We start from the raw sequence: 23591 nt of genomic DNA on the forward strand, positions 1-23591 counted from the left end.
CATCCCACCTTCATGCCTGTCATTCTATACAGTAGAGCAAGAGAAGTCGCCGATCGAAGACGTTTCCCTCGATGCCAGGGGCGGGGCAAGCTAACGACACCTCAACGAAATCGGCCCATGCCGAGGCATGGGCCGGGCTGAGTGCCGCTAGTCCGTCATCCTGGCCAAGGCTTCAGTCACATGGAACGACAGCGCGCTGGGTGTCCTTGGCCCACAGGGTTTGGCCATTGGGCGTTTCGCCGTGAGCGTTCCAGGTTTCGGTGACTTCCACACAGTAGGAGCCGAGATCCTCGACGGTCTTCTCGGGATTGGCGGGTTGCTCTTCGCTGATGCGCATGATGTCGGGATTCGAGCTGGTATAGCGCGGGGCAACGGCGTTCGTGCCACAGCCCACCAACAGGCCGGCAATCAACAGCAGGGGCAGAGTCAGTCGCAGTTTCATCGTATCATCCTCAGCATTGGTCGTTCGGCTATGGGAATGATGCGTAACCTGCGATGCGTGAGTCGTGTACGGAACCCATCCTTGGATTCATCCATTTCTATTGTAACGAAGCAGGCAGCCGATCGCATCCATCAGCGTTCCGGCGGCCCCTTGCGGTCGGCTCCGATCGGCTCGCCGGGCCGGGCTCCGGGCACTTTCACCCCGGCGAGACTGGGTACTTCAGAGCGGTTTTCCCCCTTCACCACGCTGAACGAGCCGTCGGTCTCGAGGACCACGGCCGCGATGGCGGCGAGCTCGGCCGTGCCGGCAGCCCGCATCGCCGCACGCACTTCTTCCTCGGTAACACGCGCCCTGCGCATGGCATCAGGCAGGTAACAGCCACGGTAGAACAGCAGCGCCGGCTCACCGGTGACCAGTTGCCGGACCCAGCGATGGCGCACGCTCGCCCAGGTCACCACATACTGCATGCCTATGAGCAGCGCGAAGGCCAGGATGCCCTGCGCCAGGGTCACGTCCTTGCTGAGCATGACTGTGGCCAGCACCGAGCCCAGCGCGACGGTGACGACCAGGTCGAAGGCATTCATCTTCGATAGCGTGCGCCGACCGGAAATACGCAGCAGGAACACCAGCCCCGCATAGCCCAGCACGCCAAGTACGGCCGTGCGCAACAGAGCCTGCCATTGATCGAAGAATATCGGGTCCAAGCCTGCCTCCTTGTCGTGTCTGTCGAGTCTGTCCATGTCTGGCCATAGCGTAGTGCACCGGGCAAGGCCTCGATGACTTCGGGTGCCTTTGCCTGCCATCGGATGCAGGGACGCGCCAACAGGGATACAATCGAAAGCCTGTTTTTCTTGGGAATTCCAGAGCCGATATGTCGAACTCCACCAGCGCCCCGCGCAAGATCCTGGTCACCAGCGCCCTGCCCTACGCCAACGGCTCGATCCACCTTGGCCATCTGCTGGAGTACATCCAGACCGATATCTGGGTGCGCTTCCAGAAGAGCCGCGGCCATGAGTGCCACTACGTGTGCGCCGACGATGCCCACGGCACTGCCATCATGCTGCGCGCCGAGCAGGAAGGGATCAGCTCCGAGGCGCTGATCGAGCGCGTCTCGAAGGAGCACCAGGCGGATTTCGCCACCTTCGGCGTGGCCTTCGACAACTATCACTCGACCCACTCCGAGGAGAACCGCCACTTCAGCGAGCTGATCTATACCCGCCTACGCGACCGTGGCCATATCGCCACCCGCGACATCGAGCAGATGTACGACCCTGTCAAGGGTCTGTTCCTGGCCGACCGCTTCATCAAGGGCACCTGCCCCAAGTGCAAGACACCCGACCAGTACGGCGACAACTGCGAAGCGTGCGGCGCCACCTATACGCCGGCGGAACTGATCGACCCCGTATCGGCCATTTCCGGCGCCACGCCCGAGGTGCGCAGCTCCACCCACTACTTCTTCAAGCTGCCGGACTTCGCCGACTTCCTCAAGCAGTGGACCCGCGGCGGCCACGTGCAGACGCAGATCGGCAACAAGCTGCAGGAGTGGTTCGAATCGGGGCTCAACGAGTGGGACATCTCCCGCGACGCACCCTACTTCGGCTTCGAGATCCCCGACGCCCCCGGCAAGTATTTCTACGTCTGGCTGGATGCGCCGATCGGCTACCTGGCCAGCTTCAAGAACCTGTGCGACCGCACCGGCCTCGACTTCGACACCTACTGGCAAAAGGACTCCGAGGCCGAGGTGTACCACTTCATCGGCAAGGACATCGTCTACTTCCACGCCCTGTTCTGGCCGGCCATGCTGCACGGCGCTGACTTCCGCACGCCCACGGCGGTGAACTGCCACGGCTTCGTGACCGTCAATGGCGCCAAGATGTCGAAGTCCCGCGGGACCTTCATCAAGGCAGCGACCTACGCCGAGCACCTCAACCCCGAATACCTGCGCTACTACTTCGCTGCCAAGCTCACCTCGCGGGTCGACGACCTGGACCTCAACCTCGAGGACTTCGCCGCTCGGGTGAACGCCGACCTCGTCGGCAAGGTCGTCAATATCGCCAGTCGCTGTGCCGGGTTCGTCAAGAAGCTGGGGGACGGCGTGCTCTCGTCGCACTGTGCCGAGCCGGAACTGGTCGCTCGCTTCATCGCCGCCGGTGACGACATCGCCGAGGACTTCGAGGCCCGTGAGTTCGGCCGTGCGGTGCGCAAGATCATGGAGCTGGCCGACGAGGCCAACACCTACATTGCCGACAAGGAACCCTGGGTGCTGGCCAAGCAGGAGGGTCGCGAGCAGGAGGTGCTGGAGATCTGCTCGGTGGGGATCAACCTGTTCCGCCAGCTGATGGTCTATCTTGCCCCGATCGTCCCGGCCATGGCCCAGCAATCACGCCGTTTCCTGCAGTTGGAGTCACTCGACTGGGAAAGCCGTCACGACGTGCTGCTCGCGCATGAGATTGCCAAATTCAAGCCATTGATGACCCGCGTCGAGCGGGAGAAGATCGATGCCATGATCGAGGCATCGAAGGAGGACCTGGTGGAAGAACAGAAGCTCAAGGAGGCGGTCAAGGGGCCGCTTGCCGACGATCCCATCGCTGAGACGATCGCCTTCGACGATTTCGCCAAGGTCGACCTGCGCATCGCCCGCATCGCCAAGGCCGAGTACGTCGAAGGTGCCGACAAGCTGCTTCAGTTGACCCTCGACCTGGGCGGCGAGACGCGCAACGTCTTCGCCGGTATCCGCTCGGCTTATGCCCCCGAGGCTCTGGAGGGGCGTCTGACGGTCATGGTGGCCAACCTGGCACCGCGCAAGATGCGCTTCGGCCTCTCCGAAGGCATGGTACTGGCAGCGGGAGACAACGACGGTATCTATCTGCTGTCGCCGGATTCGGGGGCTGAACCCGGCCAGCGCGTCAGGTAGACAGCCTCGTGACAGTTAATCAGCGCGGCTTCGGCCGCGCTTTTCTTTCCAAGGAGCGCGAACCGCCAATACTTGATCTGTATTGGGAGTGGGTGGGTATTTGTAGATTAGAATTCTCAGCTCATTTAAGTTTTGTAATACCAAGCCGATAGTTCTTGTAAGCGATCACCTACACCGGTGCCGACACCTGACGTCCGCGGTGACGGCACACAAACAGGCATGCCTCGATGACGACAAGGCTCCATTCGTTGCGTAACCGATTCCTGCTGTCATTGTGTGGCGTGCTGTGCTTGGCGTTGCTGGCCCTGGTCCTGGTCGCTCGCTACCAGATCATGCCGATCCTGCTGGAAGACGAGGAGAGCTTTGCCGGCGCCGAACTCGATCGGGCCGAGCGTGCGCTGGACAGCGAACTCAACCATATGCGCCGCCTGGTGGAGGACTGGGCCTACTGGGACGATTCCTATGACTTCGTTAGCGGGAAACGGCCGGAATACGTCGACTCGAACCTCTACGAGGATACCCTCGAGACTCTCGCTCTCGAGATGATGCTCTTTCTCGATGCCGACCTCGAGGCTCACTGGGTCGTTGGTTTCGACGCAGAAGGCGAATTTACTTCATGCCCGGGGGTAGAAGCTCCCTGCGACTGGGCGACACCGGCCGTAGCCTTCCTCGGCCGTCATATCGAACGCAAGCCGGACGATGCCACCGACACTTGGCTGCTGTCCCGTGCCGAGCTCGGCATGGCGGCCCTGTCACCGATTCATCAGAGCCGCGAGGAGTCCTCGGCCGCCGGCTGGCTGGCCATGGTTCGCCCACTCGACGCCTCCTGGATCGAGCAGTTGCGCGACACCACCGGCATCCAACTGGAATTGACTCCCGTGACTGAACAGGAGGGCCCCGTCCAGCAGCTGGAGCGCATCTCACCGACGCACATGGCAGCGCATCGTCTCATCTCGGCCCTGCCGCCGGGTCGCGCCGTGCGCATCGAGGCCGTGTTGCCCCGACAGCGCTATCAGGCAAGCCTCGAAACCTTCCGCTTCGCCCTCTACTGGACCGGTGGCGTGCTGATCGTCACGCTGCTGATCGTGCTGTGGCTGCTCGAACGCATGGTGCTTTTGCCGCTGCGCCAGTTCACCCACTACACCCAGCGCCTTCACCATGAGGCAGTGGCGCCCGACATGCCCGATCGCTTGGTGACGCGCCGCGACGAGATCGGCACCCTGTCGCGGGAGTTCCGCAGCCTGTTGGAGCATCAGAACAGGCAATCCGAGCAGCTGCGCGAACTGAGTCAACACGATCCCCTGACGGGCGTCGCCAACCGCCGTCTTTTCGACGAGCGTTTTGCCCAGGCATTGAGCCGCCCTGGCCCTACACCCCGTGCCGCCGCCATGATGATCGACATCGACCATTTCAAGCTCTACAACGACCACTATGGACACCAGGCGGGCGATGCCTGCCTGATTACCCTGGCACAGCGCATGGACCAGATGCTCAGCGCCCACGGTTTCCTGCTGGCACGCACCGGCGGCGAGGAGTTCAGCGTGCTGCTCCCCGGAACATCGCTGGAGGCGGCCCTCGCCCATGCCGAAGCGCTGCTCCGTGCCGTCGACGAGCTTAACCTTCCCCACGAGATCTCCCCGACCCGTTCCAGCGTCACCGTCAGCATTGGCGTCGCCGCGCACCGAGCGGACCTGTCGACGCCGTACGACATCATGCGAGCCGCCGACCAGGCCATGTACCAGGCCAAGACGGAGGGGCGCAACCGCGTGGAAGCCTATCGTGTCGGCGAGCCGCTCAGCCCCCTCGAGCGCTGAGGTGCGGCAACGGGCCGGTCGGTATGCCCACTTAGGTCCTGCAGCGTATAATGGCCGACTGCCAGCTATCTCTGGCACTCCCTGCCCCCAACAGGAGACGACGTGACGGGCCACAGCACTTTGATCGACGCCATCGACGCGCTGCTGCCACAGACCCAATGCGGGAAGTGCGGTCACCCAGGTTGCCGGCCTTACGCCGAGGCCATCGTGGCGGGCGAGCCGATCAACCGCTGCCCGCCCGGCGGTGACGAAACCGTCGTACGCCTCGCCGAGCTGACCGGGCGGCAGATCGAGGCACTCGAGCAACCGGCTCAAACACCGCTGGCGGCCGTCATCCGCGAAGCAGAATGCATCGGCTGCACCAAGTGCATTCAAGCGTGCCCGGTGGACGCCATTCTGGGGGCCAGCAAGCGGATGCACAGCGTGATCACCTCCGAGTGCACCGGCTGCGAGCTGTGCGTGGCACCCTGCCCCGTCGACTGCATCGATCTGATTCCCCATCCCGAGTGGCAGGCGGCCAATGACGAGGCCGAACGCCAGGACTACCTGGATCGTCGGGCACGACTGGGCCGGCAGCGGCACCGGGCGCGCCTGGAGCGGGAGAAGCGCCTGGAACGGGAGAAGCGCCTGGAGCGGCAGCGCCGTATGATCCAGCAACGGTCACGCGGTTCGCGTGGCGGCCCAGCACCACAGCGCCAGCGCCAGATGGCCATGAAGGCAGCCGAACAGGCGGTACGCAGAGCTCGCCAGCAGTTCGAGCACGCCCAGCGATGCCATGACAGCGAAGCCTGCCGCCTGGCCGAAGTGCAGCTCGAACGCGCCACCGCTCTGCTGGAGGAGGCTCGCGCCTCCCTGACATCCGATCCGCAGTGAGCACCCTCACCACGAGCCCACGCATGAATGCACAGAAACGCTACGAGATCTTTTCCCGCCTGCGCGCTCACAACCCCGAGCCGACCACGGAACTGAACTGGAACACGCCGTTCGAGTTGCTCACCGCCGTGCTGCTCTCCGCCCAGGCCACCGATGTCGGGGTCAACAAGGCCACTGCTCGGCTGTTTCCTGCGGCCAATACGCCCCAGGCCGTCATCGACCTCGGCCTCGAAGCGCTCAAGGAGCACATCAAGACCATCGGGCTCTACAACACCAAGGCCGAGAACCTGATGAAGACCTGCCGCATCCTGGTCGAACGGCATGGCGGCGAGGTGCCGCGCACTCGCGCCGAACTCGAGGCGCTGCCCGGCGTAGGGCGCAAGACTGCCAACGTGATTCTCAACACCGCCTTCGGCGAGCCCACCATCGCCGTGGACACGCACATCTTCCGTGTGGCCAACCGCACCCGCCTGGCACCCGGCAAGAACGTCGACGAGGTCGAACAGAAACTGCTGCGCCACGTGCCTCGGGAGTTTCGCCGCGATGCCCATCATTGGCTGATCCTGCATGGCCGCTACACCTGCGTGGCGCGCCGGCCACGCTGCGGCAGTTGCGTGATCGAGGATCTCTGCGAATACAAGGAAAAGGTGGATATCACATAAGCCGGTATTGGCTAAGCGAATTTCGAACTGAAAATGCGACTAATGGGGGTTTTGCATATAACGGTACAGTCATGGACGATGCCGGATAGATAACAATAACCAGAGCCGGATGCATGCCATTGCACGACCGCCCCATCGAAGAGCGCATCGAAGCGCTGCTCGCCCTTTCGCGAGAGCATGCCGACACTTTCTGCAGTCCCTCGGCCTGGCTGGCCCGTGAGCGCTACCTGGCCAACCATCCCACACGGATACTGGCCATGAAGTGCATGGATGGTCGTCTCCACCTCCCCCATGCCACGCGCACGCCGTTGGGTATCATCACTCCGTTTCGCAACCTCGGTGGCATCTTCAACCTGGGTTGGCCTTATCTCGGCGAGATCCTCACCGAGACCGTCGAAAGCGCCGTACGACGCGGCAACGGCGTACTGTTGATCATCACCTACCACTTCTCCCGCGGCGAAAAACTGCGCGGCTGTGCCGGCTTTGCCTGCGACACGCATGCCGCTCTGGCGCATGCCCGCGAGATACGCCGCCAGGCAGAGCGTATCTTCGGCCGCGACCATCGCCATGTTTATCCGCTGGTATGCGGCTTCGAAACCGACACCGACGCGCTCATCGTGCATGGTGCCGACGACGCCACGCTCGACATCAGCGAACTCGCGGCAGATGCCGAAGACGACCTCGAACGCCGCCTCGCCAATCTGTGCCCCGACATGCCGGTCGACATTCGCCGCGATCTGCTGCCGCTGTTGAAAGGCAACCTGCAGCACGTCGATTCGCTGCGCGGGACCGATCGCGAACTCGGCATCGAGCATCGCGAGTGGGTGATCTGCGTCGGTCGCGGCTTCGATTTCCTGCACCTGCCCAATACCGCGCTGATCGTCGGCCCCTACAGCCCCGACCTTTCCGGCCCCATCGGCACCGCCGCGGCGATCATCGCCGGCAATATGAAGGCGGGACGCATCCGCGACGACGGTTTCCTGCTGCTGGCCTCGACCCCCTACGAAGCGGTCGGCGTGGATCGCGCCCGCGCCGAGCTGAAATCCTGTTTCCTCGCCGAGTTCGCCGCCCAGGTCATCGCCCGGGAGCATCCCGCGCTGGCAGACCGCATGACATTGCGCACCGCCGTCGTCCACTGGCCCAGCCGCCGGCTGGAGCTCCTCTATCACGCTTGACCGGATCGCCACGATGACGCTGCTGAAGATCTTTTTGCTGCCACCCGCGCTCAACGTATTGCTGGTACTGCTGGGACTATGGCTCAGCCCCAAGCGCTTCCTCGGCGCCCTGCTGATCGTGGTGGGCCTGTTCGGCCTGCTGCTGCTCGCCACGCCGATGGTCAGCCATACCCTGCGTCAGGGGCTGGAACCTTACGCAACCCCGACGCGCAGCCAGTTGGAAAGCGCCGAAGCGATCGTCATCCTGGGTGGTGGTCGGGACTACGATGCCCCTGAATTCGGCTGGGGCGACGCGCCGGCGAACCCCACCTGGCGCCGACTGGCCTATGGTGTTCATCTGCATCGCCAGAGCGACCTACCGCTGCTAGTCAGCGGAGGACGGCGTCATGGCGAGCAAGCCGCCGAGGCAAGCCTGATGGCAGCCGCGCTGCGCGACGTCTTCGACGTGCCCGTACGCTGGCGGGAGGAGGAAAGCCGCAACACCGCTGAGAATGCCCGCTTCAGCGCCGAGAGGCTGCGTGCCGATGGCATAGAACGGATAGCCTTGGTCTCGCAGGCCTGGCATCTCCCCCGGGCCGTGGCGGAATTCGAGGCCCAGGGCCTGAAAGTGATCCCCGCGCCCACCGAGTTCGCCAGCCCTCCGCCCGAGGGGCTGGCGGCCTGGCTGCCACGCGCCTATCACCTCAACCAGAGTACGCGAGCGCTGAACGAGTGGCTGGGGCGTGCCGGCCAGGCGCTTCATCAACTTCTGCCATAGGTTGCGGCCTGTAGCACGGAACGCAAGTAGGGATCACCTCACGCCGATGCTGGCTCGCACCGCGGCGCCACGACATCTGGACCCTCGGGCCAGTGTTGCAACGTGGTGACGAGCTGGTTTGGCCAGTCACGGTCATTGTCCACCTGAGCCTGTGCGCGACTGAGTTCCAGCCTGGCCACGTCGACCTCATGGCAGGCCCACAGCGCATCGCCCTGGGTGGCGGCGAGTATCCCGTCGGCAGGAAAGCCGTGATCCATCGGCGCGTAGAGGGTCGCCTCGCCGGTGTTGACGTCGAGCGCCGGGCTCCATGGCGCCTCACCGGCGGTCACCGCCTGGGCCACGAAGAAGCGATTCTCGAGCGCACGGGCGAGACAACCAATCCTCACACGGGTCGCACCGGCAGCGGTGTCGGTGCAACTGGGCACCAGTAGCAGGCGTATGCCCGCCTCGAACTGGGCGCGTACCGGTAGCGGGAACTCCACGTCATAGCAGACCGCGATGCCGACCCGATGACCGTCGCAGTCGAAGCCGTGCAGCGCGTCACCCGGTTCGATGATGCCGCTCTGCTTCTCGTAGCCGGTGAGCTGCAGCTTGTCCTGCCAGCCATGAACGCCGTTCGGGGCGAACCAGTCGGCCCGGTTGCGGTAGCGCCCGCTGCCCACATCGAGCAGGAAGGTGCCTGGCACCAGGTACATGTCGAGCTTCCGCGCCAAGCGGCCATAGAGCTCGCACCAGGCGCCTCGCCATGCTTGAAGGGCGGCCAGCGAGGCCGCAAGGTCGCCGTGCACCTCGGGCGAAAAGCCGGCCGCGAGTTCAAGGCTCAGGTATTCGGGCAAGACCGCGATCCGGGCACCCAGCTCGCGCGCCTGCCTCAGGCAGGCTTCCTGGCGCCGGGCGAAATCGTCGAAGCTTGCCGGCATGCCGATGGGATATTTGGCCACGGCCACGCGCATCGCTACTCCTCCCTCATGTTCCTGGTCTCGGTCGTTCTCACGCCTGGGCCACCTGACGCAGCCACTCCTCCAGGTTGTAGTAGTTGGTCACGCGCGTGATCCGATCATTCGCCACCTCGAAGAAGGCGCCGCCCGGCAGCACGTAGCGCTGCCCCTTGGCCGGCGGAAGCCCCTCGTCGGTGATGCGGTACTCGCCGTGGACGACGTATTCTGCGGCGACTCGTCGACCGTCGGCGGTAGGCATGAGCACGACGTCTTCCAGTCGCTCCACGTAGCTGCGATCCATGCGCGCCAGGAACTGACGAAAGACGTCACGCCCCGTCTCCCGCGGCCCCTGGTTCAGGTCGTGCGCCACTTCGGGATCGAGACAGTCGAGCATGGCGTCCCAGTCGCCGCGATTGAAGGCATCGTAGTATCGCTGGATCAGTTGCACGCTATCGGACATGGACAGGCTCTCCTGGCTGGGTTCGAGGGGCGCAAGTGTAAACGCCCCGGCCCGACGGCGTTAGCCTGCTGCCCTGCATTTGACCATTGCCGTACAGCAATGGCCGATCGGCGTGGGGGCCGCTTCAGAATCCCAGGCCTTCGAGACGATCGGCGAGCGCCTCGAGGGCCGGTAGACCCAATATGTCGCTCGGCAGCAACGGCAGCCGCAGCCGTGGCAAGTGCGCGAGTTGCTCGTCGATGCGCCTCAGGTAGCTGGCTTCCTGCGCGCGCCTGGCACGCAGGAACTCACCGTCGGCATCGGCGGGAATCACCCGGTTGACCACGGCGCCGGCCACCGGCACCTTGGCCGCTTCGAGGGCCTGCACGGCACGCACCGTCTCGAGAATCGGCAGCCGCTCGGGAGTCATCACGAACAGGAAGCCGGTTTCTTCGGCGTTCTCGATGCGCCGCCGGGCGCGGTGGAACAGCCGACGGCGCTCCATCAGCGTCCGTGCTACGCCTCGAGTACGCTCGTCGAGATCGCTCAAGGGGTCTTCCTGCGGGTCGTCGAAGGGCGTGGCCACGTCGCGGCCACGCTTGGGCGTCAGGTGCGAGAGCACCTTGCCCAGCTCCTCGGACTTTCGATTGTGCGCCAACAGGCCATCGGTCCAGGCCGCCATGGCTTCAGGCAGGGTCAGCAGGCGCAAGGTGTGCCCCGTCGGCGCGGTATCGAAGATCACCAGGTCGTAGGACCCCACATCATCGGTGACGATGCGCGACAGCCGCTCCAGCAGGGCGGCTTCCTGGGTACCCGGCGACTGGCGCGTCAGGCGCATCTGGCGCTCCAGCTCGGCCATCATCTCCGGCGCGGCATACCGGCGCATCTGCTCGGTCACCCGAGTCAGGTGCGCCTCGACCTCGGCATCCGGGTCGATCTCCATGGCGTCCAGGTTGGGCAGCAGACGTCGCGGCGCATCGTGCAGTTCACGGTCGAAAGCGTCACCGAGGCTGTGGGCCGGGTCGGTGGAGACGACCAGCACGCGGCGTTCGCGGCGCGCGGCCAGCACGGCCAGCGAGGCGGCCACCGTGGTCTTGCCCACGCCGCCCTTGCCGCCCACCCAGAGCAGGCGTTTGTCGAGTAACTGTTTCACGTCACGTCCTAGTTGGGATGCAAGCTCCGCGGCTAATCCGGCGACAGGCCTATGCGGGGGCGCCGTAAACCCTTCCCTGGGCGCTGCTACTTCCATCCCTGGAAGAAGACCCCCGCTACGGCCTGTCCCCGGCGCCGCGCGTTCGAGGCCCGGTCTTTAGCAGCATCGGAAATGGTCCAGCGGCGAGCGCTCCATCCCCATGCGTCGGTGCCACTCGTGGAAGCGCTCGAGCAGCAGCGGCTGCAGTTCCAGGGTGTAGTAGGCGGCCGGGTTGGGCACGCCCATCATCTCGGAGAACACCAGCAGCATGAACAGGTCGTCCTCGTCGCGCCGGGCACGGGCGATGGCGCCACGATAGCGGGCGCTGTAGAACTCCTCGGCGGCAAACCGGGCCTGGCTCAGCCAGGCCCGAAGCCGCTCGCGACGAGAATCCTGAGTATCACCGTCGTCGCTCATGGGCTTGCCTCCTCGTTTCATTCCTGCCTGACCATTTCCGCGCGGGAGCGCTTAAGCGCCGATGCGCACTCCATGGCCACCAGGATGGCGGCGATCAATACCACGATATCCACGAACAGCAGGAAATAATTGCCCTCGTTGAAGAAGGTACGCAGTTGAATGAGCAGCGCAGCGATGGTCATCACCAGCAGGAAGCACAGCGGCGCCAGGGTGTACCACATCGGCCGGCGTTGGCGCACCAGCATTACCGTGACCACCAACAGGGTCAGCCCCGCCAGCAGTTGGTTGGTCGTACCGAACAGCGGCCAGATGATCATGCCGCCGGTACCGTCGGCACCACCGGCGCCAAAGGCGAGCAGCAGGCAGCTACCCACGGCCAGCAGCGTCGCCGGTACGTTCCTGGTCATCCACTGCTGCTGATAGATCTCGCCCCATTCCTGGAATATGTAGCGCTGCAGTCGCAGGCCGGTATCCATGGTCGTACCGGCGAACAGCGCCGCCATTACCGTGAGCAGCGTTGCCGCGGTTGCTTCGGGCAAGCCCAGGCCGTTGTGGATCATGTAGGCTCCGCCCTCGACGAAGGCGTTGACGCCGCCGGCACCAAAGGCGGTATACACTGCCTGCCAATCGGCAAAGGTGGCAAAGCCGGCGGTGGCGGCAAGGATGGCCGCGAGTGCCAGCATGCCCTCGCCCACCGCGCCGAAGTAACCCACGAAGCGGGCATCGGTTTCCTTGTTGAGTTGCTTGGAGGTGGTACCGGAGGAGACGAGACCGTGAAAGCCGGAAATGGCGCCGCAGGCGATGGTGACGAACAACAGCGGCAGCATGGATGGGGTGCCCGCCGGCAGGTCGTCGTTGACCATCGGCGCCACCACGCTGGGGTTCAGCAGTACGATCGCACCGTAGAGCACGATCAATCCGATGAACAGCTGCAGGCCGTTGATGTAGTCACGCGGCTGCAGCAGCACCCAGACCGGCAGCATGGAGGCAATCGCCGCATAGCCGAACAGAATCAGGATCCACACCGCATTGCCGGAGAAGCCAGCCACCTCGGTCGGCATCTGGATCGGCACCGATGGGCCGATAAGGATCAGTGCATAGAGCGCAATGACGCCGAGGATCGACACCACCGGCAGGCTGAGGATGCGCCGATAGATCAGCTGACCGATGATCAGTGCCACGAGAATGGCACCCCACACCGGCACGACGGCGCTGGAGAATTTCATCATCAATCCCGCGATGACCACCGCGAACACGGCATTGACCATCAGCAGGACGAGGAAGATGACGATCATGAAGATGCTGCGAGCACGCGCACCGACCACATCGCCGGTCAAGGCGCCGACCGACTTGGCCTTGTTGCGTACGCTGGCCCAAATGGCGCCTGAATCGTGCACGCCAGCGAAGAACACGGTGCCGAGCACGACCCACAGGAAGGCCGGCAACCAGCCCCAGATGACCGCGATGGCCGGCCCGACGATTGGCGCAGCACCGGCCACCGAGGTGAAGTGGTGACCCCACAGGACATAGCGATTGGTCGGCACGAAATCGACGCCATCCTCGTATTCATGGGCCGGCGTTCTGAACTCGGGATCGAGGCGATAGATCTTTGCGGCGATGAAGCGGGAGTAGAGGAAATACCCCGCGGCCATCCCCGCAAGACCCAGAACCAGCAGGACGATAGCACTCATTCGAGTCAGCTCCTTTTTGAGGAAGATTCCTTGTCATTCTCGTCGCTTCACTGATATTGCGAAGCGCAAGGTCCGGCAGGGTGCGTCACCCTGATCACCAAGGATGGGCAGCGTAAAGTGACAAGTCCACCACTCGGAATGGATCGAAAGCGTCTTCAGCACCTCACCCCGGTGAGGCGTTCCGTCAGGCTTGACCCAAGGTCTTACAGCTCCAGGGCCTGGGCCACGTTACCCTGCCGGATAGCAGCCACCACCACGCGACGAGAGCCTGCATGCAAGCGACCCTGTTACAACTCGCCATGGCCGGTGCCTTCGGTGCCTTCCTCGGCCTGCTGTTCCGTGTCACCCGCCAGCCGGGCCGGACGCGCGCCTTTACCTTCTCCCTGGTGGGTCTGGCGGCCGGCGTTACCGCCTACGTGATATTCCACGTGCTGAGCCGTACCACCGGCGCGCCCGCCTGGCTGCTGCCCATGCTGGTTCTGCTGCAGGTATGGCTGTGGCTCGGCCCACTGGGACCCAAGTGGCGAGCGCTCGAGAGGAACGGCGACGAACCGCGCTGAGCGCTTGCTGCCAGCCCGTTTCACACAGCTACGAACACACCGCCACGGACGCCTTGTGCCAAGGTCGCCTTTGCCGCCGAAGCCGTGCGCACTAGACTGACAATCAACAAGATACAAAGACGCTTCAAGGAGTCATGCATGGCCAAGGTGCTGGTGGTGGACGATGAGCCTAACATCGTCCTGTCGCTGGAATTCCTTATGCAGCAGGCCGGCTTCGAGGTAGAGACGGCCGAAGATGGCGAAGGCGCCCTGGCCAAGGTCGAGCACGCCGCTCCCGACCTGATCCTCCTCGATATCAGCCTGCCGGGGATAAGCGGCTTCGATGTACTGGAGCAACTGCGTCAAGACGACCGACACGCCAGGCTGCCGATCATCATGCTCACCGCCCATGGTCGCGAAGTGGAGCGTGAAAAGGGGCTGGCCCTGGGTGCCGACGATTACGTGACCAAGCCTTTCTCGACCCAGGCTCTGGTCGAGAAGGTAAAGGCCCTGCTCGCCGAGGATGCCTGATGAAGGGAGGCAAGCTGCCCAAGCGCCAGCGCCTGATCGGCCTGTGGTTGCTGCTCAGCGGCATCAGCCTGCTGGGGGGTGCGCTCTTCGCCGCCTGGCTCGACAGCTTGTACCAGCCCCAGGGCGTCGCCAGAGTGGTACTGTGGCTCGGCTGCTTCTCAGGCGGCGGCACCATCTTTCTTGTCGGCCTGCTGCTTGAGCGCATGTTGTTCACCCCGTTGCGCCATCTGCAGGTGCAGCTGGCTCGCCTGGTGGCCAACCCGGATGCCCGCGAGGACTACCCTCCCGAAGGCTGGTTGCGCGGCCTGGGGCCGGATCTGGTAAGGGTACGGGAGGCCTGGCGTGGCGATCGTCAGCGCCTGGCCACCGCGCACGCCGAAGGCGCGCGCAGCGCGGCTCGCATCCGCCAGGAGCTCGAGACGCTGCTGCAGGTACTCGACACGCCACTGCTGCTCTGCGACCACCACCGCCGGATATTATTGTTCAACCAGGCCGCCGAGAAGCTGTTCGAGGCGCACACCGGGCTCGGGCTGGGTAAACGCCTGGAGGCGCTGCTGCCCATATCGAGCCTTCAGGAAGCCCTGGGGAAACTGCCGGCAGATGGCGCACCACGCGAACTGCTGATCCCCTGCGACGAACGCTGGCTGCACATGGTGATGCGCCGGGTACCCCAGAGCAACGGCGAAACGCTGCTGACCCTGACCGATGCCACCGCGGCCTGGACCAGCGAGATGGGAGCCCGCGCCGGCCTGACCCAGCACATGGGACCGTTGCGCCGCCACGGCGCCAGCCTCGCCAGCGCCGCCGAAGCGCTGGGCAGTGTACGCCATGCCAGGCATATCGACGACACGCTGCGCCAGCGCCTGGAGGCGGTGATCGACGAGGAGAGCCATGCACTGGGCAACGAGATCGAGAATCTCGGACGCTTGATCGAGGACATGCAGCAACAGGGCGAACGGTTGGTCCCCCTGTGGTCGAACGATCTCTGGCAGTCGCTCAATGAGCGGCTTGGAGACCGCTCCATCGAGGTGCTTCCCATCGGCATGCCCGCCTGGTTCAAGGGCGATGCTCCGGCGTTGCTGGTCATGCTTGCGACTCTACTGGAGCGGCTGAGCCAGCATGCCAGCACCCGCCATTTCGAAGGCGAGATCCTGCTTGGCAATCGCCGCGTCTACCTCGACTTGATCTGGCCCGGCAAACCGTTGCCGCAGCGGGAGCTGGCGGCATGGTGCGAGCAGCGACTCGAGATGCTGCCACTCTCACCGCGGGTTGGCGACCTGCTGCGCCAGCACGCCAGCGATGCCTGGAGCCTGGCGGACGGCGATGGGCAGCACGCTCGCCTGCGCCTGCCACTGCCTGCCATGGATCGTGTCGGCGCACCGCCCAGCCAGCTGCCGCCGCGTCCCGAGTTCCACGATTTCGGCATCGCCGACCTGCCGCCACCGGATGCCGAGCTGGCCCGGCGCTCCTTGCGCGCACTGGAGATCGTTGCCTTCGATACCGAGACCACCGGGCTCGAACTGCGTAGGGGCGATACCGTCATCAGTATCGGTGCCTGTCGCATCGTCAACGGGCGGCTATTGGCCAGTGACACCTTCGATGCGCGAGTCGATCCCGGCAAGCCGATACCGCCCGCCAGTACCGCGATTCACGGCATCACCGACAGCGAGGTCGCCGGTGCCCCACCGCTGCCGGTGATCCTGCCGCGCTTTCGCGACTATATCGGCGATGCCGTGATTCTCGCCCACAATGCCGCCTTCGATCTGCTGGCATTGCAGCCCACCGGCAGCGGTACGGCCCTGGACATGCCGGTACTCGATACGCTGCTGCTCTCACGGGCGCTCGACGAGAGCCTGGACGGGCACGACCTGGATACGCTCGCCGAGCGCTACGACCTAAGCTTCCCCCCGGGGACTCGTCATACGGCACTCGGCGATGCACGCGTGACTGCCGAACTGTGGCTGGCGTTGATGCCGCGCCTCGAGGCGCGCGGCATCGAGACCCTGGAGCAGGCGCTAGCCCTGCAGGCCACTGCCTTCGATCGGGAGGACGCCTGCACATGAACAGCGCCGGCCCACAGGCTCGACTGGTTGCCCTGATCGGTCTGGCGGCCCTGCTCTTCTCGCCGCCACTGGTGCTGATCTTCGATCGACCGCCCGGTGCCGGCCCGTCCTGGCTGCCGCTCTACCTGTTCGCGGCCTGGCTGCTGGTCATCGGCCTCGCCGCCTGGCTGATGGAGCACCGGCAGGAGGAAAGCTGACATAATGAGAGCCGACCCGGTCGTACTGGCGGTCGCCTTCGGCTATCTGGCGCTGCTGTTCGTGATCGCTGCCTGGGGCGACCGGCGCGCCGAACAGGGCCGCTCGGTGATAGGCTCGCCCACCGTGTATGCCCTTTCGATCGCCGTTTACTGTACCGCCTGGACCTTCTACGGCAGCGTGGGTCGAGCGGCGGTTTACGGTCCCAGCTTCCTGCTGATCTACCTGGGGCCGACGATCGCCATGCTCATGGCGCCGCTGCTGATCCGCAAGATGGTGCGTATCGCCAGCACCCAGCGCATCACCTCCATCGCCGACTTCATCAGCGCACGATACGGCAAGAGCTCCAGCCTCGGTGCACTGGTAGCCCTCATCGCACTGATCGGCATCACGCCTTACATCGCCCTCCAGCTCAAGGCGATCACCCTCAGCCATGCGGTGCTGGTCAACTATCCCGAAGCGACGGAGTTTCGCCTCGCCGAGGAGAGCTTCTGGACCGACAAGTCGTTCTGGGTGGCGCTGGTGCTGGCCGTGTTCATTATCCTGTTCGGTACCCGCCACCTGGATGCCAGCGAGCGCCACGAAGGCATGGTGGCAGCCATCGCCTTCGAATCGCTGGTCAAGCTGGTGGCATTTCTCACCGTCGGCATCTTCGTCACCTTCGTGCTGTTCAACGGGCCGGGGGACCTGTTCCGCCAAGTAGCCGACTCGCCAGAGCTGGCCGGCGCGCTGAGCCTCGACGCGGTCCCCGGTGGCGCCATCGGCTGGGTCGGCACCCTGGCGCTCGCCTTTCTCGCCTTCCTGACACTGCCGCGCCAGTTCCAGGTACTGGTGGTAGAGAACGTCGACGAGCGTCACCTGCGCCGCGCCAGCTGGCTGTTCCCGCTCTATCTGGTAGCGATCAACCTGTTCGTGATTCCCATCGCCATGGCCGGTCTGCTGCTGCCGATGGGCAACAGCGATCCCGACAGCTTCGTGCTCACCCTGCCGCTCTCCGCCGGTGTCGAGGGCATACCGCTGCTGGTCTTCATCGGTGGGCTATCGGCAGCGACCGGCATGGTGATCGTCGAGACCATTGCGCTTTCCACCATGGTCAGCAACCAATTGATGATGCCCCTGCTGCTGCGCTCCAAACGCCTTCACCTCAGTTCCCAGGGTGAGCTGGCCGGTTGGCTGCTGGGCATCCGCCGTGTGGCGATCGTGCTGATCCTGCTGCTGGGCTACCTCTACCACGCCCTGATCGGCGACTCCTACAGCCTGGTGACCATCGGCCTGGTGTCGTTCGTCGGCGCGGCCCAGTTCGCCCCGGCCATGCTGATCGGCATGTACTGGCGCGGGGCGACCCGGGCCGGGGCGACCCTGGGGTTGCTCGCCGGCTTTCTCACCTGGTGCTATACCCTGCTGCTGCCGGGCTTCGCTCAGTCGGGCTGGCTCGACCCCACCTTTCTCGAGCAGGGCCTGTTGGGTCTGCCGTGGCTGCGGCCTTATGCGCTGTTCGGCCTGGAAGGCTTCGACATCTATAGTCACGCCCTGCTGTGGAGCCTGCTGGCCAATGCCGGCCTGCTGATCGGTGTATCTCTGTTCACACGTCAGAGCCCGGTGGAACAGACCCAGGCCGCCCTGTTCACCGAAGCCATGAATCCGGGGCTTCAGCACACCTCGCTATGGCGCGGCCAGACCACCCGCGGCGAGCTCAAGAGCCTGCTCAACCGCTACCTGGGCGCCGGCGCCACGGCGCGGATCCTATACGAAACGCACGATAGTCATGCCGACGAGACGCCGGCTCCGCCGGCACTAATTGCCCGCGCCGAGAAGGCTCTGTCGGGCGCCCTGGGCAGCGCGTCGGCGCGGGTGCTGATCAACTCGGTGGTACGCGGCGAGGCACTGGACCTGGAAGCCATTCTCAGCATTCTCGACACTACCTCGCAGACGCTGGAGTACAACCGTCGCCTGGAGCAGAAGTCCAACGAATTGGCGCGTATTGGAGAGGAGTTGCGGGCCGCCAATGAACGCCTGCGAGAACTCGACCGACTCAAGGACGAATTCGTCGCCATGGTCAGTCATGAGCTACGCACACCGCTCACCTCGATCCGTGCCTTTGCCGAGATACTGCGCGACAATCGGGAGCTACCGGAGGAAAAACGCGTCCACTTTCTCGAAGTGGTGGTGCTCGAAAGCCAGCGGCTCTCACGTCTGATCGAGGAGATCCTCGATCTGGCGCGCCTGGAGAGCGGCCGTCTGACGCTCAACCCTCAGCGGCTCGATCTGGTGGCCCTGGTCCGCCACAGCGTGGATGCGGTGCACCGGCTGCAGGAGGATCGCGGTGTTGCGCTGGACGTCGACCTGGAGCTCGACGAGGCGCCTGTCATCGGCGACCCCGACCGCCTGGAGCAGGTGATCATCAACCTGCTCGACAACGCCGGCAAGTTCGCCGCCGACGAGGATCCCCACGTGCGCCTTCATCTGGCACGCTACAAGCAGAACTTCCGACTCAGCGTCGAGGACAATGGCCCGGGGATCGCCCCCGATGAGCGCGAGCGGGTCTTCGAGAAGTTCCATCAGGTCAAGCGGTTTGGCACCACCAGCGGCAAGGCCCGCGGTCGCCCTCGCGGCAGCGGGTTGGGCCTGCCGATCAGCCGCGGCATCGTCGCTCACCTTGGCGGGCGGCTGTGGGTCGACGAGGCGCCGACGCTGCACGGCGCCTGCCTGATCATGGAACTGCCCAGCGCCCCTTGAGGGACAACGCCCCGCGTTAACCTGAGTTAAAGAAATTCTCCATCTGTGCCGATATGGCAAGGAGGAAGAGACGAGGGACAAGGCATGGCGCAGGGACCGGGTAGTGCAGACCACCTCTTGCTGGCTTCGCAGCCAATCTTCGATCGTGCGGACAAGGTTCACGGGGTCGAGCTGCTTTATCGCAACGACCAGGGCCTGAGCGCACTGGACGTGGGCGAGGTTCAGGCCACCGCAGAAGTGGTGTATCAGCTGTGTACGGCCATCTCGCTGAGGGCCGTGCATTATCAGGCACCGGCCTTCATCAACGTCTCCACCGAACTGTTGCTGTCACGCCACTTCCTGCCGGTTTCTCCTGAACACGTAGTCATCGAACTGGTCGAGCGGATAGCCCCTACCCCTGCGCTGGTAGAGGCGGTGCGTCGCCTCCATCGACAGGGCTACCGCTTTGCACTGGATGACTTCGCCTTCGCCCCGGCGTGGGATCCGCTGCTGCCCATGGCGTCGTACATCAAGGTCGACATCCAGACGATGCCATGGGAGGAGGTGGAAGCGAAGCGCGAGCACTTTGCCCATCTCGAGGCGAAGTGGATCGCCGAGCGTGTCGAAACCCGAGAGGAGCGTGACGCCTACCTCGAGCTGGGATTCGAGCTGTTCCAGGGCTACTTCTATGCTCGGCCGGCACCGGTGTACGGCAAGAAGATTCCCCCTACGACGCTGCAGGCGACTCGCCTACTTCGGGAACTCTGCCGCGGCGAGCCGGATATGGGCGAAGTCATTCGCCTCATCGAGTCCGACCCGGATCTCGCCATCAAGCTGATCCGCATCGCCAACAGCGCCTACTATCGGCCACACTCCCCCATCGGATCGATCCAGGACGTCGTGATCCGCCTCGGCTTGAGACAGCTCACGAGCTGGGTAACGCTGTTCGGACTGCTCGGCAACACTACCTCGGAGCATGCAGAACTGGCGCTGACCCGCGCCAAGGCCTGCGAAATGCTGGCTCAGCGAGACCGGCTGAACACCCAGGATGCCTATTTCATTGGCCTGCTGTCGACGGCCGAGCTCTTGCTGGGAGTGCCGCACGAAGAGTTTCTCGGCTGCCTGGCGCTCGATGTGGCCACCAGCGATGCGATACTGCGCCGGGAAGGGGCCTACGGAAACCTGCTGCTGCGTATCGAAGGCACCGAGCGACAAGTCGCCATGTTGGGCCTGAAGGCCAGCGAGGAGAACGCTCGCTTGCTCGATATCTATCATCAGGCTCACCATCAGGCCTACGAACTCCTGAGCGCACTCTCGTCGTCGACCTGACGGCAAGTGCCGCGTTGGGCGACATGGGCTATGCGCCCGCCCGCCCTTGGGCAAGCCTGACCAGACGGCGAATGGTCTGCATATCGTGGCGCAGCATTAGACGCTGGTCGTCCTCCAGCCTGGCCACGTCGACCCAGCCATCGACGGCTCCTCCGGCCTTGAGGTTGGCCTGCTGTACCACGAGCAGCCGCTCCTGCAGGCGATTCATTGCCGCTATTCCCGCTCTGGCCTGTCGCGCCGGGAGCACCTCCTTCAGCACCAGCGTCGACAGCCTGCGGCGCGTATCGGGCACCCTGACGCCATGACGCAGCGACAGCAGGCGAACGGCATTGACCAGCGGCAGCAGACCCTGCCGCTTGAGATCGAGGGCATTCATATGAGGCGCCTCTTCGACGCTTCCGGCGAGCCGCCCGAAGCGGTCCAGCGCCACGGGTAGCTCATCGAGCAGTTGCGCCATTTCATCGAGGAACAGGCCGGCCCGCGGCATGAGTCCGGTGACATGCTCGGCCAGCGCCTCGGCCAAGCTGGCGTCGCCGAAGACCGGATGAAAATCGAGCAGGATATTGCTCTGCTGGACACGCTTAACCCGCCTGTCGCGGGTCCACAGCGAGAGTTGCTCGCACCACTCCGAGAGACGCTTGCGCCACATCGGCCAGCGTGCCATCACATTGCCGTGACACAGCGGGATCCCTGCCTCATCGAGGCGCGCAGTGAAGCGCTCCCCCAGCGCCTGGAAGAAGCCGTCGACCTCGGTATGGCGAGCATCCGGATAGTCGGCGATGATCATGGCGTTGTCCTGATCGGGGGCTAGCAGGCTTTCGTGGCGGCCGGCCGAACCCAGCGTCAGCACGCAGAACGCGACCGGCGGACTGCCCCACCCCTGCCCCTGCATCTCATTGAGCGAGAGCTGAATGGCGCGGCGATAGAGTTGGTCGTTGTGGTCGCTGATCAGCTGGCTGATACGCCAGGCGGGCAGGTCGAGCCGCTGCAGTGCCTCGACCAGCCGCGGCTGCCAGGCGTGGGCGGTGGCCAGATCGGCTTCAGGCCCCAGTTCGCCCAGCGCTTCGCACAGCGGGGCCAGCAGCGTGGTCGGCTCCGGCAGGCCATCGCCGGCAAAAAGCGTGCGCCAGGGTGAGGCCCGATGCAGCAATTGCATATCGTCTCCCGTTGCATACCCACGTCAGCCGAGTGTAACCAGACTCGGGAGGCGGAGACACTTGGGCCAAGGGATGACGCTCACCGGGCCGGACCGCGAACACGCTTGCGTAACGCCCCTACATCGTCAGCGCGACCGGAACATGTCGTCGCCGATCTGGTCGATGTAGCGCTGCGCCTTGCTCACCATCAACTGATCGCAGGCCTCCCGCCCCGGAACCAGGTCGGAGCGCTCGAAGCGGTGTTCCAAGGTCTCGCCATCGGCGCCCGGCTTGCGAATCCAGCCGCTGACACGGTACTGACCACCCTGCTCGGCCGGCTCCGAGACGATCTGGTAGCCGTTGTATTCCACCGGCTCGGCGGCCTTGGCATTGCCCGGCTTGGCTTCGCCATTGCCGAACAGCCCGCCCAAGAGTTTCTTTAACATATTTCACCCTCATGCCTGGAGACGAGAGCGCCGGCCCACTGGACCGGCGCTGTCATAACACACCGCGGCAGGCTCAGCTCTGCTGGCGGCCCTTACCGGCCGCAATGCGCAACCGCAGGGCATTGAGCTTGATGAAGCCCTCGGCATCCTTCTGGTTGTAGGCGCCGGCATCGTCCTCGAAGGTGGCGATGGACTCGTCGAACAGCGACTGTTCGGACTTGCGGCCCACCACGGTGGCGCTGCCCTTATAGAGCTTCATGCGCACCACGCCGGAGACGTTCTTCTGGGTCTCGTCGATGGCGGCCTGCAGCATACGGCGCTCGGGGCTCCACCAGTAGCCGTTGTAGATCACCTTGGCGTACTTGGGCATCAGCTCGTCCTTGAGGTGGGCTTCCTCACGGTCGAGAGTGATCGACTCGATGGCGCGGTGGGCACGCAGCATGATGGTGCCCCCCGGGGTCTCGTAGCAGCCGCGGGATTTCATGCCGACGTAGCGGTTCTCGACGATGTCGAGACGGCCGATGCCGTTGTCGCCACCCAGCTTGTTGAGGGTCTCGAGCACTTCGTGGGGCTTCATCGGCTTGCCGTCGATGGCCACGATGTCGCCACGCTCGTAGGTCAGTTCGACGTAGGTGGGAGCGTCGGGTGCGGCTTCCGGCGATACGCTCCAGCGCCACATGTCTTCCTCGGCTTCGGCCCACGGATCCTCGAGGATGCCGCCCTCGTAGGAGATGTGCAGCAGGTTGGCGTCCATGGAGTACGGCGACTTCTTCTTGCTCTTGGAGAAGTCGACCGGAATCTCGTGCTGCTCGCAGTAGGCCATCAGCTTCTCGCGGGAGGTGAGATCCCACTCGCGCCACGGTGCGATCACCTTGACGCCTGGCTTGAGCGCATAGGCGCCCATCTCGAAGCGTACCTGGTCGTTGCCCTTGCCGGTGGCGCCGTGGGAAATCGCGTCGGCGCCGGTCTCGTTGGCGATCTCGATCAGGCGCTTGGCGATCAGCGGGCGGGCAATGGAGGTGCCGAGCAGGTACTCACCTTCGTAGATGGTGTTGGCGCGGAACATGGGGTAGACGTAGTCGCGCACGAACTCTTCGCGCAGATCCTCGATGTAGATCTCCTTCACGCCCAGGGCCTGGGCCTTGGCGCGCGCGGGCTCCACTTCCTCGCCCTGACCGATGTCGGCGGTAAAGGTCACGACCTCGCAGTTATAGGTTTCCTGTAACCACTTGACGATCACGGACGTGTCCAGGCCGCCGGAGTAGGCAAGCACGACCTTCTTGACATCGGACATTCGGGGGCTCCTCTGAGGTAGACGTCTCA

The 23591-nt window shown here is 64.5% G+C and carries 22 protein-coding genes; 12 read left to right on the forward strand and 10 right to left on the reverse strand.

Annotation, left to right across the window (positions count from 1 at the left end):
• Nucleotides 1-172: 172 nt before the first annotated feature.
• Together HNO53_RS12295 and HNO53_RS12300 are read right to left on the reverse strand one after the other, a co-directional pair.
• Nucleotides 173-442 (reverse strand): hypothetical protein, encoded by a 270-nt coding sequence (locus HNO53_RS12295; RefSeq protein WP_209472445.1) that lies wholly within the window; start codon nt 440-442, stop codon nt 173-175.
• 131 nt (nt 443-573) lie between these two features.
• Nucleotides 574-1146 carry a DUF421 domain-containing protein gene (locus HNO53_RS12300; protein ID WP_209472447.1) on the reverse strand — a complete coding sequence of 191 codons (573 nt, stop codon included), beginning with the start codon at nt 1144-1146 and terminating at the stop codon, nt 574-576.
• A 167-nt stretch (nt 1147-1313) separates the two neighbouring features.
• Here HNO53_RS12300 and metG point away from each other — a divergent pair, with 167 nt between their 5' ends.
• From metG to HNO53_RS12330, 6 genes are all read left to right on the forward strand, one after another.
• Entirely contained in the window at nt 1314-3356 is a 2043-nt protein-coding gene (gene metG / locus HNO53_RS12305) for a methionine--tRNA ligase (protein WP_209472449.1), read from the forward strand.
• 227 nt (nt 3357-3583) lie between these two features.
• The gene (locus HNO53_RS12310; RefSeq protein ID WP_209472451.1) at nt 3584-5170 is read left to right on the forward strand and encodes a sensor domain-containing diguanylate cyclase; all 1587 of its coding nucleotides are present in this window, start codon (nt 3584-3586) and stop codon (nt 5168-5170) included.
• A 102-nt stretch (nt 5171-5272) separates the two neighbouring features.
• Entirely contained in the window at nt 5273-6043 is a 771-nt protein-coding gene (locus HNO53_RS12315; protein ID WP_209472453.1) for an RnfABCDGE type electron transport complex subunit B, read from the forward strand.
• A 23-nt stretch (nt 6044-6066) separates the two neighbouring features.
• On the forward strand, nt 6067-6705 hold the full coding sequence (nth, locus tag HNO53_RS12320) for an endonuclease III (protein ID WP_209472455.1): 639 nt from the start codon (nt 6067-6069) through the stop codon (nt 6703-6705).
• 113 nt (nt 6706-6818) lie between these two features.
• The gene (locus HNO53_RS12325) at nt 6819-7880 is read left to right on the forward strand and encodes a carboxysome shell carbonic anhydrase domain-containg protein (protein WP_209472457.1); all 1062 of its coding nucleotides are present in this window, start codon (nt 6819-6821) and stop codon (nt 7878-7880) included.
• A 13-nt stretch (nt 7881-7893) separates the two neighbouring features.
• Nucleotides 7894-8637 (forward strand): YdcF family protein, encoded by a 744-nt coding sequence (locus tag HNO53_RS12330; RefSeq protein WP_209472459.1) that lies wholly within the window; start codon nt 7894-7896, stop codon nt 8635-8637.
• A gap of 38 nt (nt 8638-8675) precedes the next feature.
• Here HNO53_RS12330 and HNO53_RS12335 read toward each other — a convergent pair whose 3' ends face one another.
• The 5 genes from HNO53_RS12335 to HNO53_RS12355 all read right to left on the reverse strand — a co-directional run bounded on the left by HNO53_RS12335 (nt 8676) and on the right by HNO53_RS12355 (nt 13314).
• The gene (locus HNO53_RS12335; RefSeq protein WP_209472461.1) at nt 8676-9590 is read right to left on the reverse strand and encodes a carbon-nitrogen hydrolase family protein; all 915 of its coding nucleotides are present in this window, start codon (nt 9588-9590) and stop codon (nt 8676-8678) included.
• A 37-nt stretch (nt 9591-9627) separates the two neighbouring features.
• On the reverse strand, nt 9628-10035 hold the full coding sequence (locus HNO53_RS12340; RefSeq protein ID WP_209472463.1) for a ketosteroid isomerase-related protein: 408 nt from the start codon (nt 10033-10035) through the stop codon (nt 9628-9630).
• Between the two features lie 124 nt (nt 10036-10159).
• Nucleotides 10160-11167, reverse strand: a complete 1008-nt coding sequence (locus HNO53_RS12345) for an ArsA family ATPase (RefSeq protein WP_209472465.1) — start codon at nt 11165-11167, stop codon at nt 10160-10162.
• Between the two features lie 156 nt (nt 11168-11323).
• A complete protein-coding gene (locus tag HNO53_RS12350; RefSeq protein ID WP_209472467.1) occupies nt 11324-11623 on the reverse strand; it encodes a cory-CC-star protein in 300 nt (99 codons plus the stop codon).
• A 17-nt stretch (nt 11624-11640) separates the two neighbouring features.
• Nucleotides 11641-13314, reverse strand: a complete 1674-nt coding sequence (locus tag HNO53_RS12355) for a carbon starvation CstA family protein (RefSeq protein ID WP_209472470.1) — start codon at nt 13312-13314, stop codon at nt 11641-11643.
• Between the two features lie 272 nt (nt 13315-13586).
• Here HNO53_RS12355 and HNO53_RS12360 point away from each other — a divergent pair, with 272 nt between their 5' ends.
• The 6 genes from HNO53_RS12360 to HNO53_RS12385 all read left to right on the forward strand — a co-directional run bounded on the left by HNO53_RS12360 (nt 13587) and on the right by HNO53_RS12385 (nt 20686).
• A complete protein-coding gene (locus tag HNO53_RS12360; protein WP_209472472.1) occupies nt 13587-13874 on the forward strand; it encodes a hypothetical protein in 288 nt (95 codons plus the stop codon).
• A gap of 138 nt (nt 13875-14012) precedes the next feature.
• Nucleotides 14013-14384, forward strand: coding sequence for a response regulator transcription factor (locus tag HNO53_RS12365; RefSeq protein ID WP_209472474.1), 372 nt, complete (start codon nt 14013-14015; stop codon nt 14382-14384).
• Nucleotides 14384-16447: a 3'-5' exonuclease gene (locus HNO53_RS12370; protein WP_209472476.1), complete on the forward strand. Its 2064-nt coding sequence runs from the start codon at nt 14384-14386 to the stop codon at nt 16445-16447. The genes HNO53_RS12365 and HNO53_RS12370 overlap by 1 nt, the downstream gene beginning before the upstream one ends.
• Nucleotides 16444-16644, forward strand: coding sequence for a hypothetical protein (locus tag HNO53_RS12375; protein ID WP_209472478.1), 201 nt, complete (start codon nt 16444-16446; stop codon nt 16642-16644). Before HNO53_RS12370 ends, HNO53_RS12375 begins: the two co-directional genes overlap by 4 nt.
• A gap of 4 nt (nt 16645-16648) precedes the next feature.
• Nucleotides 16649-19378, forward strand: a complete 2730-nt coding sequence (locus tag HNO53_RS12380; RefSeq protein ID WP_209472480.1) for a sensor histidine kinase — start codon at nt 16649-16651, stop codon at nt 19376-19378.
• 84 nt (nt 19379-19462) lie between these two features.
• Nucleotides 19463-20686 (forward strand): EAL and HDOD domain-containing protein, encoded by a 1224-nt coding sequence (locus HNO53_RS12385; protein WP_209472482.1) that lies wholly within the window; start codon nt 19463-19465, stop codon nt 20684-20686.
• Nucleotides 20687-20714: 28 nt separating this feature from the next.
• Here HNO53_RS12385 and HNO53_RS12390 read toward each other — a convergent pair whose 3' ends face one another.
• The 3 genes from HNO53_RS12390 to HNO53_RS12400 all read right to left on the reverse strand — a co-directional run bounded on the left by HNO53_RS12390 (nt 20715) and on the right by HNO53_RS12400 (nt 23562).
• Nucleotides 20715-21842 (reverse strand): DUF294 nucleotidyltransferase-like domain-containing protein, encoded by a 1128-nt coding sequence (locus tag HNO53_RS12390; RefSeq protein ID WP_209472485.1) that lies wholly within the window; start codon nt 21840-21842, stop codon nt 20715-20717.
• A gap of 126 nt (nt 21843-21968) precedes the next feature.
• Entirely contained in the window at nt 21969-22268 is a 300-nt protein-coding gene (locus HNO53_RS12395; RefSeq protein WP_209472487.1) for an HlyU family transcriptional regulator, read from the reverse strand.
• A gap of 73 nt (nt 22269-22341) precedes the next feature.
• Complete coding sequence (locus HNO53_RS12400; protein WP_209472489.1) at nt 22342-23562, reverse strand: argininosuccinate synthase; 1221 nt, start codon at nt 23560-23562, stop codon at nt 22342-22344.
• Nucleotides 23563-23591 lie beyond the last annotated feature (29 nt).

The sequence above is a fragment of the Billgrantia antri genome, assembly GCF_017868935.1.
Taxonomy (GTDB): Bacteria; Pseudomonadota; Gammaproteobacteria; order Pseudomonadales; family Halomonadaceae; genus Halomonas; species Halomonas antri.